Annotated in this window: 11 protein-coding genes and 1 pseudogene; 4 read left to right on the top strand and 8 right to left on the bottom strand. The window is 67.9% G+C overall.

Translation table 11 applies throughout. The features are described from left to right. The 5 genes from nosD to HLAC_RS05780 form a co-directional block, all read right to left on the bottom strand. Positions 1-1,512 (bottom strand): nitrous oxide reductase family maturation protein NosD, encoded by a 1,512-nt coding sequence (gene nosD, locus HLAC_RS05760; protein WP_015909902.1) that lies wholly within the window; start codon positions 1,510-1,512, stop codon positions 1-3. After that, positions 1,512-2,366, bottom strand: coding sequence for a hypothetical protein (locus HLAC_RS05765; protein WP_015909903.1), 855 nt, complete (start codon positions 2,364-2,366; stop codon positions 1,512-1,514). The genes nosD and HLAC_RS05765 overlap by 1 nt, the downstream gene beginning before the upstream one ends. A gap of 146 nt (positions 2,367-2,512) precedes the next feature. Further along, entirely contained in the window at positions 2,513-4,612 is a 2,100-nt protein-coding gene (gene nosZ, locus HLAC_RS05770; RefSeq protein ID WP_015909904.1) for a TAT-dependent nitrous-oxide reductase, read from the bottom strand. Continuing rightward, positions 4,609-4,986, bottom strand: a complete 378-nt coding sequence (locus HLAC_RS05775; RefSeq protein ID WP_015909905.1) for a BlaI/MecI/CopY family transcriptional regulator — start codon at positions 4,984-4,986, stop codon at positions 4,609-4,611. Before HLAC_RS05775 ends, nosZ begins: the two co-directional genes overlap by 4 nt. A 91-nt stretch (positions 4,987-5,077) precedes the next feature. Beyond that, positions 5,078-5,851: a helix-turn-helix domain-containing protein gene (locus HLAC_RS05780; RefSeq protein ID WP_015909906.1), complete on the bottom strand. Its 774-nt coding sequence runs from the start codon at positions 5,849-5,851 to the stop codon at positions 5,078-5,080. A gap of 154 nt (positions 5,852-6,005) precedes the next feature. On the opposite strand from HLAC_RS05780, the gene HLAC_RS05785 reads away from it, so the two are divergent. After that, positions 6,006-6,803 carry an aldo/keto reductase gene (locus HLAC_RS05785; protein WP_015909907.1) on the top strand — a complete coding sequence of 266 codons (798 nt, stop codon included), beginning with the start codon at positions 6,006-6,008 and terminating at the stop codon, positions 6,801-6,803. Between the two features lie 41 nt (positions 6,804-6,844). Here the strand turns inward: HLAC_RS05785 and HLAC_RS05790 are convergent, their stop codons facing one another. Continuing rightward, complete coding sequence (locus tag HLAC_RS05790; RefSeq protein ID WP_015909908.1) at positions 6,845-7,876, bottom strand: phosphotransferase family protein; 1,032 nt, start codon at positions 7,874-7,876, stop codon at positions 6,845-6,847. Positions 7,877-8,021: 145 nt separating this feature from the next. Between HLAC_RS05790 and HLAC_RS05795 the strand changes: the two genes are divergently transcribed. Together HLAC_RS05795 and HLAC_RS20065 are read left to right on the top strand one after the other, a co-directional pair. Further along, positions 8,022-10,127: a hypothetical protein gene (locus HLAC_RS05795; protein ID WP_015909909.1), complete on the top strand. Its 2,106-nt coding sequence runs from the start codon at positions 8,022-8,024 to the stop codon at positions 10,125-10,127. 66 nt (positions 10,128-10,193) lie between these two features. Continuing rightward, positions 10,194-10,340, top strand: a pseudogene (locus HLAC_RS20065) (DUF7557 family protein); the annotation flags it as partial. 89 nt (positions 10,341-10,429) lie between these two features. Here the strand turns inward: HLAC_RS20065 and HLAC_RS05805 are convergent. Next, entirely contained in the window at positions 10,430-10,891 is a 462-nt protein-coding gene (locus HLAC_RS05805) for a DUF5799 family protein (RefSeq protein WP_015909911.1), read from the bottom strand. Positions 10,892-11,049: 158 nt separating this feature from the next. On the opposite strand from HLAC_RS05805, the gene HLAC_RS05810 reads away from it, so the two are divergent. After that, positions 11,050-11,460, top strand: coding sequence for a halocyanin domain-containing protein (locus HLAC_RS05810; RefSeq protein ID WP_015909912.1), 411 nt, complete (start codon positions 11,050-11,052; stop codon positions 11,458-11,460). Between the two features lie 64 nt (positions 11,461-11,524). Here HLAC_RS05810 and HLAC_RS05815 read toward each other — a convergent pair whose 3' ends face one another. Further along, a complete protein-coding gene (locus HLAC_RS05815) occupies positions 11,525-12,634 on the bottom strand; it encodes a mandelate racemase/muconate lactonizing enzyme family protein (protein ID WP_015909913.1) in 1,110 nt (369 codons plus the stop codon). Position 12,635: the final 1 nt, after the last annotated feature.

Raw genomic sequence — 12,635 nt, forward strand, 5'->3', positions numbered from 1 at the left:
TTACTGGTGGTGGTCGTCTCCGGGCTCGTCGTCGTACTCGGCGGTCGCGTCGACCGCCGCCGCGTACGGGCGATACGGCTCGATGTCGTGGGCGGGGCTCGCGAGCGGGCGGTGGTCGATGATCCCGGCGCTCTCCACGGCCGGGAACCGGCTCTCGACCAACCGGATCGCGTCGAACGCCGGACTGTCGGCGAACACGGCGGCGGCCGGGTGTTCTTGGACCAGCCGCTCGGCCGCGCCGGCCGGGCGGTGTCGCGCGTCGCTCAGCCCGTCGCCGTCGGTGTCGGCGACGCGAGCGTCGGACCAGTAGTTCCCGCGGTCGGTGCCGTTCCACGCCACCAGTTCGCGGGTCGTCGTCAACACCTGTTCGTCGTTGGTCACGAAGCCGTTGCCGGCGACGACCGTCCCCTCCGTGCCCGCGGAGTGGTGGACCCCCACGCCGTTCGCGTACAGGAGGTTCCCGCGCACCTCGTTGTCCTGCGCGTTGTACAGAAACACGCCGTTGTCGTTGGCGACGAGGGTGTTGTCGCGGACGACGGAGCGGTCGATCTCCTTGAGCAGGATGCCGTGCCCGCTCTCGCCGCGGTTCGCGACCGCGGTGTTGTTGACCAACTCGATCGACTCGCTGACCATCAGCGCGTACCCCACGTCGTTCTCGAAGGCGACGTTGTCCGCGAGGCGGTTGTCGTCGGAGTACATGTAGTGGACGCCGTACCGCAGGTCCCACATCGTGTTCCCCGTCGCCTCGACGTTCGAGGCCCACGAGTAGTAAATTCCGTCTCGCACGTCGGTTATCTCGGTGTTTCGGACCTCGGTGCCGTTCGTCTCCCAGAGGTTGATCCCGTTACCGCGGTTCGCGAACCGCGGGGCCTGCGTCCCCTCGATCCGCGAGTCCGCGATAGTCACTTGGTCGGCGCCGTTGACCCAGACCCCGAACGCGGCGTCGGTGAGGTACAGGTCCGTGAGAGTCGTTCCCGTGGCGTTCTCGGCGACGTACACCGCGGCGTCCTGCGATTCGAGGTTTTCTCCGGTGTCGTCGATCCAGACCCCCTCGACCGTCGCGTTCGGCGCGCGCACCGCGATCGTCGTGTCCTCGCCGCCCCCGTCGATCAGGGCGTCGTGGGTCGACGCCGCGCGGATCGTCATCCCCGGCTCGTCGACGATGACCGTCTCCGCGGGCTCGAAGACGCCCGAGAGTTCGATCGTATCGCCCGGACCCGCGGCGTCGACCGCGGCGGACAGGTCGTCGTAGATCTCGGGATCGGCGTCGGTGTCGTCGCTCCCGTCGCGCAGGATCGTCGCGGTCCCCGCGTCCGTCGGTCGGTCCGGGTCGTACGTCGGCGGCTCGACGATCGGTTCGCTTCCGTTTCCGGCGCCGGCCGCGTCGCTCCCGGCGACCCCCGCACCGGTCGCCGCGACGACGCCGGCGAGGACGACCGCGAGCACGACGGCGGCGGCGACGAACACCGCGCGAGCCGATCCGAGCCCGCCGATCGACGGGAGCCGAGACATCAGTTTACCCCCGTTTTGGGTCCGTTTTGGGTCGATCCGTCCGTTCCCGAGTCGTCCGATGTCGGCCCGTCCGGGGTCGAGACGGATTCGGGGTTCGCGGCGGTCTGTGCCTCGGCAATTTCCTCGGCGGCCGGACCGATCTGTTCGGGCTCTCCGTCGCCGTCGCCGTCTTCGTTACCTCCCGAGAGGCGATCTCGGACCCTCCCGGGCGCCTCGCCGACCGTGACCTGCGAGTCGCGGAGCAGGTAGGCGACGACGAGGAGGAGAAACCCGATCCCCGCGAGGTAGCCGCCGGGACCGAACCACGCCACCCCGCTGATGTTGGCGATCTCGTAGCCGCCCAGAAGCGGCGGGGTGAACTCCCGCACTCCGACGACCGGCGCGCTCTCGCCGAGCGCGTGACCCGCCTGGAACAGCCGGTACTGCACGATCGCGAACGTCCCCACGAACGCCACCGTCGCCCCGGCCAACTGGCCGAGCAGCCCCAGACGGAGCTTTCGGTCGGTGGGCGCGAGCGCGACGAACACGCCCGCGGCGGCCACCGCGAGGAACACGACGGGTCCGAGGATCCACTCCGGCGCGGCGATCGCGTCCGGATGGACCGCGTAGTTCGGATCGACGAACACCGGGTCCGGGTAGTAGAACCCGACGTAGTGGTTCAGCGCCTGCACCTCGGCGTAGTCGCCGCCGAGGCGGGGGTACGCGTACAGCTCGACGAGCAGGCCCTCAGGGTACTGAGGCGCTTCGAAGGCGATCCGCCAGACGGGCACCAGCAGGGCGACGACGAACATCGCCGCCGCCGTCACCGGGAGCGCCCGCCTAAGCTCCGTCAGTCGGTCGAGTGAGGCTGTCATGGTGTTGGGGGTACGGTGGTGGGGTGGGTCGGTTGAGTGGGGTGGGTTGGGTCGGCTGGGTCGGTTGAGTGGGGTGGGTTGGTTGGGTCGGTTGGGGCGGCTGAGTGGGTGAGGTCGGTGAGAGTGGGGAAACGGTGGCTCGCTGTCTATTCGTCCGGTTCGACGAGGATCCGCGAGCGCATCTCTAGGTGGAGCGCGCTACAGAAGTACGCGCAGTACGCCCAGAACACGCCGGGCTGGTCCGCGGTGAACGTCACCTCACGGGTGTCCTGGGGCGCTAACGCGAGGTTGATGTCGTACTCCGGGATCGCGATCGAGTGGATCACGTCGCTCGTGGTCTCGACGTTGGAGATCCGGAGCGTCACCTCGTCGCCCTCCTGCAGCGTGACCTCCGGGAAGGCGTACTCGTTGCGGCGCGCCCACATCTCGATCTCGACGGTGCTGTCGTCGACCCGTTCGAAGGACTCCTCGCCCTCGGCGACGTAGTCGATCTCGTAGTCGTCGGTGTCCCACGTCTTCGCCGGCTCGATCTTGTCCTTGTGGACGATACTGGCGTCGTGCGGCTCGGGGTACGACGGCTTGTCCTTGATCAGCTCCATCCCGGCGTCGTCGTCGCCGATGTGGAACAGCTGATCGTTCTCCGGATGGATCGGTCCGACGGGGAGGAACCGGTCTTTCGAGAGCTTGTTCAGCGAGACGAGGTAGTCGCCCTGCGGCGACGCCGTGTACGACTCCGAGGCGATGAGGTGGCCGGGATTGTAGTGTACGTCGTGCTTCTCGATCACCGGCTCCTCGGAGCCGGCCTCGGCCTCGACGGCGGCCTCGTAGTCCCACTTGGCAACCTGCGAGTCGATGAACAGGGTCGTGTACGCGTGCCCCCGCCCGTCGTAGGCGGTGTGGAGCGGTCCCATCCCGATCCGGGGCTGCCCGACGATGGACTCCTGCGGGTCGTCGACCTCGGCGATCGCGTCGATGTCGATGACCGTACAGCTCGGATCGAGCTTGCCGGAGGCGATGGCGTAGTTCCCGTCGGGCGTCACGCTGATCCCGTGCGGGCTCTTCGGTGTGGCGACGTACCGGACGATCGGACGGTCGCCCTCGTTGAGCGAGCTGTCCATCGTCCCGTCGACGACGGGCACGCCGCTGATCTCCTCGTAGTTCCCGGCCTCGACGGCGTCCCAGATCGCGGGGATGTCGAACGCCTTCACGTAGTCGCGGTCCGACCGGGCCATCTCGGACTCCGTGACGCCCTCCTCGCTGTTGTAGCCGGTCGCGAAGAACCAGCGCCCCTCCTTCCCGCCGTCCCCGTTGTCCATGTTGCCGTCGACCTCGACTTGCCACTCGACGTCCATCGTCTCGGGGTTGATGGCGCTGAGGACGGAGCCGTACTCGTCGGGGCTCTGCACGTCGCGGCCGTCGTTCGGCATCGGGACGCGGAACTCGCCGACGCCGAAGACCAGCTGCGTGTCAGGTAGCTGCATGCATGCCCCGTGGACGCCCTGACAGTTCGGGACGTTCGTGATCGCGTCGGTCTCGAAGTACTCCAAGTCGACCCGGGCCATCCGCCCGTTCGCCTTATCGTTGACGAACAGCCAGCGGCCGTCGTAGTCGTTGTCGGTCTGGGAGACGCGCGGGTGGTGGGTGTCGCCCCACGTGTAGCCGCCGCCCTCCTCTTCCAGCATCTGGCTCGACTTCGCGTCGTGGCCGAAGCCGCGGGCGCTCTCCGCTTGGAACACCGGGATCCGCATCAGCTCCCGCATCGACGGGAGCCCGACGACGCGGATCTCGCCGGTGTGGCCGCCGGAGAGGAACCCGTAGTACTCGTCGTGCTCGCCCGGAGCCACCGAGTGCTCGCCGCTGGCGGCCGCGTCGCCCGAGTCGTTGCTCTCCTCGTCGGCGAGGATGCTCGTACAACCGGCGAGACCGCTCATGGCCCCGACGGCGGCGCCGGCCTTCATGAAGTCGCGGCGTCCGAGCTCCAACCGCGGCAGATCGAGGCTCGGCCGCTTCGCCGCGGTGGCCTCGGTCCCCTCCGCGGTGGCGGCGATGTCGCGTTCGTGATCGGTCAACAAGTGTTCGATCGTCCGGCCGTCGACGATCTCCGGACCGTCGTCCGCCGTCTCGGTGCCGTCCGCGGCCGATCCCGCTGTCTTCGCGTCGCCCGCATTCGCGTTCGCCGACTGCTCGTCGCGTTGTTCGTCGGTCCGTGCCGTCCGCTCGTCGCTCGCGTTCGGATCTGTAGTCATTGTTGGGTGGTGGCGTCGGCTTCGTCGCCGCCGTCGCGTTCCGTTCGGACCGTTCGGGCGAGCCGCTCGATCGCCGGCTCGCCGAGCACCGTCCGGAGCTCGTCGGCGAACTCCGGAACGAGCCGCTCGCGTGCGGCCTCGACGTCGAATCGGTAGCGGTGCCGCGTTCCGCCGCGGTACCGCTCCGATTCGCGCTCGACGAACCCCTTCTCGACGAGCCGGTCGACGGTCCGCTTGACCGTCGTGTACGCGACATCGTCGCCGTGGCTACCGATCGCGTCGAGCAGGTCGCGGGCCGTGAGGGGGGCGTCGGTACGCCGCAGGACGGCGAGGAGCTCGCGTTCCCGCGGTCCGAGCTGTGTCCACTGAGTCATTGGTGACCGGAGCCGAACCGATGCGTTCGACCCCGCTACTGATCACTACGGTCGAACCCCCCGGATACCTGGCGGCGAACTGTTCGGCGGTTTAAGTACCGTCCCCGAATGCCTGCGAGAAGAGCGTGTCCGTCATGGTCCGGAGGTGTTCCGAGACCGTGGACTTCGCGAGGTCGAGATCCGCGGCTATCTCTCCGGCGGAGGCGCCGTCACCGTTGAAATATCCCTTCTCGGCCGCGACGGCCGCGACCTCGGCCTGTCGGTCCGTCACGCCGGCGAGATCGACCGGGACGACATCGCGACAGGAGTCATCCGTCGCGCTCCGGTCCCCGCGATCGACGCACAGCCGGCGCAGCTCTACGCCGAGCCCGGCGGCCTCGCACTCGTCGACAATGGCCTGCAGCTCCTCGTGGCCCGTCAGGACGAACGAGACGAGCAGTTCCCCGTCCTCCATCTCGGTCCGGCGCGGCGAGACCGGGAAGTTCGCGAACGCTGACGGAAGCCCGCCGCACGAACAGTTGTCGCAGACGCCGTCGGCGGTTGCGTGGGGGGACGGCTCGGCGGCCGGCGACGAGGACGGACCGGCGTCGGCGCCTGTTTCGGCCTCCGGCGCGTCGATTGCGAGGCCGCCGTCGGTCGCGGGGCGCTCGCAGGTAATCTCGTAGCGACCGTGCGCCTCGCCGGCGAACTCGACGAGATCGAGGCCGCCGGGCGGGTCCTCGGGCGGATCGGGGGCGACGAACTCAACTCGGGCGTCGTCTGCGTCGATGCGGAACTCTTCGACCGCGGTGCTCGACGAGAGCGCGGCCACGGGACAGCCCTCACAGGCCGAGACGGCAAGTTCGACGTGAATCCCGTTGGTCATACCTGTTCATAGGGACTCAATAGGCCATATAACGTCGAGGGGTTTCCAGCCCGGTGAAAACGCTCGTAGGAAGTCGAACCCTGTCTCGATCCGGTTTCCTGCGGTCCGTTCCGGTGGGCACGCGCTTTTGACACCGCACGTGGTACCGAGTCATATGCCACCCCTCGAACTCCCGCTCGGCCTCGGAACGTCTAGACTCGACGACCCCGCTGAGTGTCGTGCTACGGTGGCCGCCGCCCTGGAGGCGGGGTACCGCCACGTCGACACCGCACAGATGTACGACAACGAGACCGCCGTCGGCGAGGGGATAGCCACGGCCGACGTGGACCGCGACGACGTGGTCGTGGCCACGAAGATCCACCCCGACAACCTCGCGCCAGCGGACGTTCGCGAGACCGCCCGCAAGAGCCTCGACCGGCTAGGGCTCGACCGCGTCGACCTGCTGTACGTCCACTGGCCGACAGGCGCCTACGACCCCGACGCGACGCTCCCGGCGTTCGACGCGCTCAGAGAGGCGGGACTCACCGACCACGTCGGCGTCTCGAACTTCACGCCGGACCTGCTTCGGGAGGCCGCAGAGATCCTCGACGCGCCGATCGCCGCCCACCAGGTGGAGTGTCACCCCCGGTTCCAACAGCCGGAGCTCCGCGGGCTCGCAGCCGAGTTCGATCACCAACTCGTCGGTTACTCGCCGCTGGCCCGCGGGGACCTGTTCGACGACGACGAGTTCAAGCGCGTCGCCGAGCGTAACGGGCTCTCGCCGGCGGTCCTCGCGCTCGCGTGGGCGCTCGCCCGTGGCGTCACACCGATTCCGAAGGCGACCGGCGACCACGTGACTGAGAACCGACGCGCGGTCGGCGCCGACGTGCCCAAAGCCGCCCTCGATGCGATTGACGCGCTGGAGCCGGGCACGCGCCGGATCGACCCCGACGACGCGGCGTGGAACCGGTGATGTGACTTTTAAGGGCGATGGCGAGATCGTTTTAAAGCCGCTTAGACCGCGTCCAGCCGCGCCCGCAGTTCGGCGTTCGCGCGGTCGACGAGCCGGTCGATCGGCTCGTCGAGGTACGTCGCCCACTGGTCGATGAACCCCGAACGCCCGAGCATCCGGACGACCTCGTACACCGGCCGTCGCTCGGCGAATCCCGGCGGGAGCCCGCCGGCGCGCTCGCGATATCCTTTATAAAGGGCCTCCGCGTATCGCTCCGGTCCACTGCTGTCGAACCCGTTGAGGAGCTGGTCCTCCGCGCGAACGAGGTCGCGGGCCGGATCGCCGACGTGCGCGAGCTCCCAGTCAATTGGGGTGATCCCGTCGGGGCCGGTGTCGGTACGCGACTCGGCGTCAACTCCTACGCCGCCGTCGTCGGTCACGAACAGGTTCGGCTTCGCCACGTCGCCGTGGAGCAGCGCGGCCGGGGCGCCGCCGAGCCGGTCCCGATTCGCCTCGACGCAGTCGAATACGGCGTCGTAGTGGTCCGCCAGCCGTTCCGAGGTGCCGATCTCGCGGGTGCGTTCAATCGTCGCGCGGAGCACGTCAGGCCACGGAGCCGGGTCGAGGATGAGCGCGCTCCCGCTCCGACTTCCGATTTCGCCCTCGTCGCTCCCGCCGACGATCTCCCCGTGAGTCTCGAACCGCTCCGCGTGGAGGGTCGCAAGCGTCGCGCCGACCCGTCGGAGGAGCGCCTCTCGCTGCGCCTCCTCCGCCTCCTCCCAGACGCCGAGCAGTTCGCGACCCGGCGCCGGCGCGGTGACGAGGTACGGCACCGACGCGTCCGGGTCGCCGGCCAGTACCTCGGGACCCGAGATCGGTCGCCCCGCGTCGAGGTACCGAAGCACGGCTATTTCGCGGGCGATCCGGCTCCCGTCGCCCGCGACGGCGACCTTGCAGAAGACGCGGCTCCCGTCGGCGAAGACGACGCCGACCGTCTCGTTGGCGCCGTTCCACGACGGACCGACTCCGAATGTCCGGTCGATGACTCGACCCGGAAACGCCGCGCCGAGAGCGGTTTCGACCGTCTCCTCCATGCCCGTGTGTCATGCACACTGGATGTTAAGGTTTCTGTCACCCCTGTTAACACGATGCGGTAGAAGCCGGGTGTATCGGGCTCGAAGCGGCGAATGTCGGGAATAACCGACAGCCTCATATCTGTTGTAGAAGTGTCAAAAGACCGTGACTGACGATGCGATCGATGACCGGGTCGGGTTCGAGGCTGACGGGCGGACGCTGTGTATCCGTGACGCCCTAGAGGGCGAGAAGTTCCCGCTTTACTTCGATCGGGAGCCGCAGCCGCAGCCGGCGCTGCCTGACCTGTTCCACGTCCCCGTCGATCGAGCCGTCAGCTTCGAGGCCGAATCGGTCTCGATCCCCGCGTACTCGTCTGTCTCCCTCCGTGACGCCGACGGAGAACTCGTCGCGCGGCTCAACGAATCGATGGAGTTCCCGCGAGCGACGTACTTCCTCGACATCAGTAGCGTAACGAAGGCGTTCGTTCGGATCCCGGACGTATCGATCTCCGCGACCGGGATGACTGATTCTGGGGCCGTCGAACTGACCTTCGACGGCCCGACCACCGTCACGGTCGGCGCGCGGTCGCTGCACACTCGCCCAGAGGCGACGATCACCGTCCCGGACGACCCGACAGCGCTCGCCGAGGCGGTGTCCGTACTCGGATCCTCGATCAAGGAGTTCACCCCCGAGCGCTCGTGGCCGACGCTCCGGGGGTACCCGCCCCGAATCCGCGTCGGTGACGAACTCGACATCCCGAGTCCGCTCGTCGCTCCCGACACCGGCATCGAGGTGGTCGTGCGACCCACGTATGCCGACGTGTACCGGCTCTCCACGCTCGCGTACTACCTCGGCGCTCGGGTCGTCATTGGGGATGCGCCGGCGATCCGACTCGACACCGGCTACGTCGAGTCCCTGCCGACCGAAGGTCTCGCGCTCGAAGAGCGCGTCGAGGAGCTACTCCGGACGTGGCTCTTCCTCGACACGCTGGCGCGGACGGAGGGGTACGTCAAATCCGACCGATACGAGTACGAACAGGTGGGTCCGAAGCTTCCGTTTTACCCGCCGAAACTGGCCGATCTGTCGATGAGCGAGCGGCTGATGGAGTACTTAGAGGTTGATCCCGAGACGGTCGAGCCGTACACGCCCGAGTGGCCGACCGAGGCGGTGCTTCGGCCGGTTCCCGAGGCCGCGGAACTGCTCCCGCACCTCGCGCACTCGCTTGCTCCGGTCCGCGTTCGGGGATCGGCGGATCCGACGGCGGACGCCCCGGTCGCACTCGCGACATCGCCGTGGCTCCCGATTGAAGACGCTGCAGATCCGGAAAACACGGTCCCGAACCCTGACACCGATCCGCTGTCTGCTGGTACAGCGGTGTTGACGCCTGCGAGCTACGAGAATCGTCTCCAACGAACGACGACGGCACGTGGAGACCTCGACGTGGTCGTGCTTGCCGATTCGCCAGACCGAGCGGCAGCCATCCGCCGCGTGTTGTCCAACCCGGCGACACCCGACGGAATAAATACGTGGAAGGTGCTCGACCGACCCGACGCCGAACAAACTGCAGCAGTTCTGTCGAACCCCGACATCGATATTGTGTACTGCGAACTGCCGACCAAAGGCGATCGAATCGCTGCGGGAAGCGAGATGGTCGAACTCGATGGTCTCGGCGGTGCTCCAGCGCTCACCGTATTCGAGGGGACTGAAGAGACTCGTCTCGGAGTTTCGGTGGTCGAGAACGGCGGACTCTCATCGATCGTTGCCGAGAGCGTGCTCGACCCCCCGAGGATCCGGAGGCTCTTGGGGCTCCTCGCAGTCGGGGTGCCGGTAGCCGCGAGCGTCGGACTTTCGGAAGGTTCGAACGGGGTGTCTACGCGTCTGATAGGCGACCCGTCGATGGAAGTGGCGTCGAGGAAGGTGATCCCCAAACTGCTTGTCTCTGCGGCCCCGGGAGACAGCGACGATCTCCCGATCACGAGGGTATCGCTTCTGTCGATGCCGGTGCAGATCGGAAGTGAGGGGTCTCCAGTGGTAGAGTGTTTCTCGAACAGACTCGAACTCATGGGAACTCAGCAGGTGGAGAAAACGACGGTGAAACCGGCTGTGCTTATTGAACTGCTCAACGAAGATGACAGTATTCTCCAATTGAACGGAACAGTCATCCTCGAAAGTGACAACCTCACCGAAGCAGATATTGAAAAGGTGGCCAAGCAAAACTCCGCTGACGACGTTCAGGCGACTGAGATCGCTAACTGGTACAGTCTGGACTGACGTTTAGCTTGCGGGATCGTATAACGCTGTACCGATCTATTATCCCCGGCTGACTGATTCTCATCTATGCCTCAGATCCATCTCGACGAGGAGCCGATCGGGCGGCTGGATGCGCTCCGGATCGACGACGAAGAGTACGACGAGATCGTCAGCGGGCTCATCAACGTCTCCGAGGCCGAGGAACTGACGCTGTTCCGTGGTAGCGATCTCGAATACACTGTTCTCGAATATCTCGCCCCTCGAACCCCTCCGTCGCGTGCGCAACTCACGTCGATCGCGTCGATCCAGCCCCGTACGCGCCCTTACTCTTGATACGCGACCCGCACCTGCTCCCACTTGCCGACCTCTTCGAGGTGCGCCTGTAGCTCGTCGGCGTACTCTTGGACGAGCCGCTCGGCCGCGTCGAGCTCCTCGTCGGAGGGGCCGTCGTTGCCACCACTGCCCCCGAGCCCGAGCGCGCCCTTGATCGAGTCGACGAGCCCGCCGCCGGACCCCCCGCTCCCGCCGGCGCCGCCGGGAGCCCCGCCCATCGCCGCGACCTGCGATCGGACGTTCTCCAGCTCCGGCATGATCGCCGGGAGGCTGGAGGTATCCGCGACGATTCGGGCGTTCTCGGAATCGTCGGCGTTCTCGATCTCGAACTCGGTCGCGGTCATGATCAGCCCCCACTCCTGACTGGAGAACCGCGAGGCCGCCACTCGGTCCGTGAATTGGTTGTCGACGGTCATGCGCTCGCCGACGATCGCGTCGGTCCAGTCGCTCATACCCATCCCTTCGACGGTGTCGGTAAAAGCCCCTTCCCTCGTCCCGTCCGTCTACCTATCTGCCCATCCGCCCGCCCACCCATCCGCCGTCTGTGCGTCGATTCTCAGTCCGGCGGAGTTCGCGAGGGCCTTTATACTGCCCATCACGTCGATCCGGTATGACCGACCGAACGCGTCGAGAGGCGCTCGCTGGAGCGGGAGCCGTCGCCGTCGCGGCGCTCGCGGGCTGTGCCGACGCCGTCATCCCGGGTGGCGACGAGGGGAGCGATCCGGAACCGGTCGACCGGACGGACGAGGAGCAGGTGACTGTCGCCGTCGGCGCCGACGCCGGGTTCGCCTTCGCGCCCGCGAACCTCATCGTCGACACCGGGACGACAGTCGTCTGGGAGTGGACGGGCGCCGGCGGCGCACACAACGTGGTCGACAGGGGCGGGGCCTTCGAGTCCGAACTCACCGGCGAGGAGGGGTACACCTTCGAGTACACGTTCACGGATTCCGGCGTCGTTGAATACGTCTGTACGCCGCACCAGACGCGCGGGATGGAGGGGACCATCGAAGTCGTGGAGTGAGATCGAGTGGGGGCTCTCGGAGCTGACACGCCGCCCGTGGCTTCCTCACCGCCTCGCCGCCGAGCTACAGGAGGTCGTCAAAGGCGTCGCCGGCCAGACCGGGATCGGTCGGCACCGTCACCGCGCCGTCCGAGATCGGGCAAGGATCCGGAGCGAGGTCCGTGTCGAGCAGGGAGCCGGTGGCGAGCCCGCAGGGGGATACGTCTGGGATAGCGGCGGCGACGTGGACCGCGGCGGTGCGCGCGACGACCGCGTCGATCGTGGTGGTGACGACCGGCTCGACGCCGGCCTCCCGCGCCCGTCTCGCCGCCGCCAGCGCTCGGTCCGGCCCTCCGAGCGCCATCGGTTTCAAGACGACGGCGTCGGCGGCGTCGGCATCGAGGACCGCATCGAGCCCGCGGGTCGCGAGCGACTCGTCGAGGGCGATCGGGACCGGGGGATCGCGGTCGGTGTCGGTATCGACACCGCTCCCGACCGTTCTGAGGGCGGCCGCCCCGTCGAGGTCGTCGGCCGGCAGCGGCTGTTCGAGGTACGCGAGGTCGAGCGGTGCAAGTCGCTCGACCGCCTCCCGGGCGGTCTCCCGGTCCCACGCACCGTTGGCGTCGGCTCGGAGGGAGACATCGCCGCCGACTGCCCGTCGAACGGCTCGAAGGCGCTCGATGTCGGCATCGAGGCCGCGCGCGCCGACCTTCACCTTCAGGCAGTCGAATCCCTTCTCGACCGCGTTCTCGGCCGCGGCGACGGTGTCCTCCGAGTCGACGTCACCGATCGTCGCGTTGACCGGGACCGTCTCGGTTGGCGCGGGCAGGTTCTCGTTCTCTGCGAGGCGCTCGGCCAGCGACTGCCCGGCGTCGCGAGCGGTCGCATCCGCGAGCGCGAGCGCGAGGCCGTGGCGCGCGGCAGGCGTCTCGGTAGGGTCGAGTCGGTCGAGCGCATCCGTCGCGAGCGCCTTCCCATCGTTCTCGTCTTCGGCCCCGCGAAGCGCCGCCTCGCAGGCCGACCGCGACTCGGTCCAGCCGGGGAGCGGCGTCGCCTCGCCGAGGCCGGGCGCGGGAACCGACTCGCCGTCGGCTCCGGGGTCGACGGCGACGAGAAATCCCTCGCGCCGATCGATGGAGCCGCGCGCCGTTTCGAGGGGACTCGCCAGCGCGAGCGAGAAGGGGCGGAGCCGCATC

It is taken from the genome of Halorubrum lacusprofundi ATCC 49239 (genome assembly GCF_000022205.1).
GTDB classification, from domain to species: Archaea; Halobacteriota; Halobacteria; order Halobacteriales; family Haloferacaceae; genus Halorubrum; species Halorubrum lacusprofundi.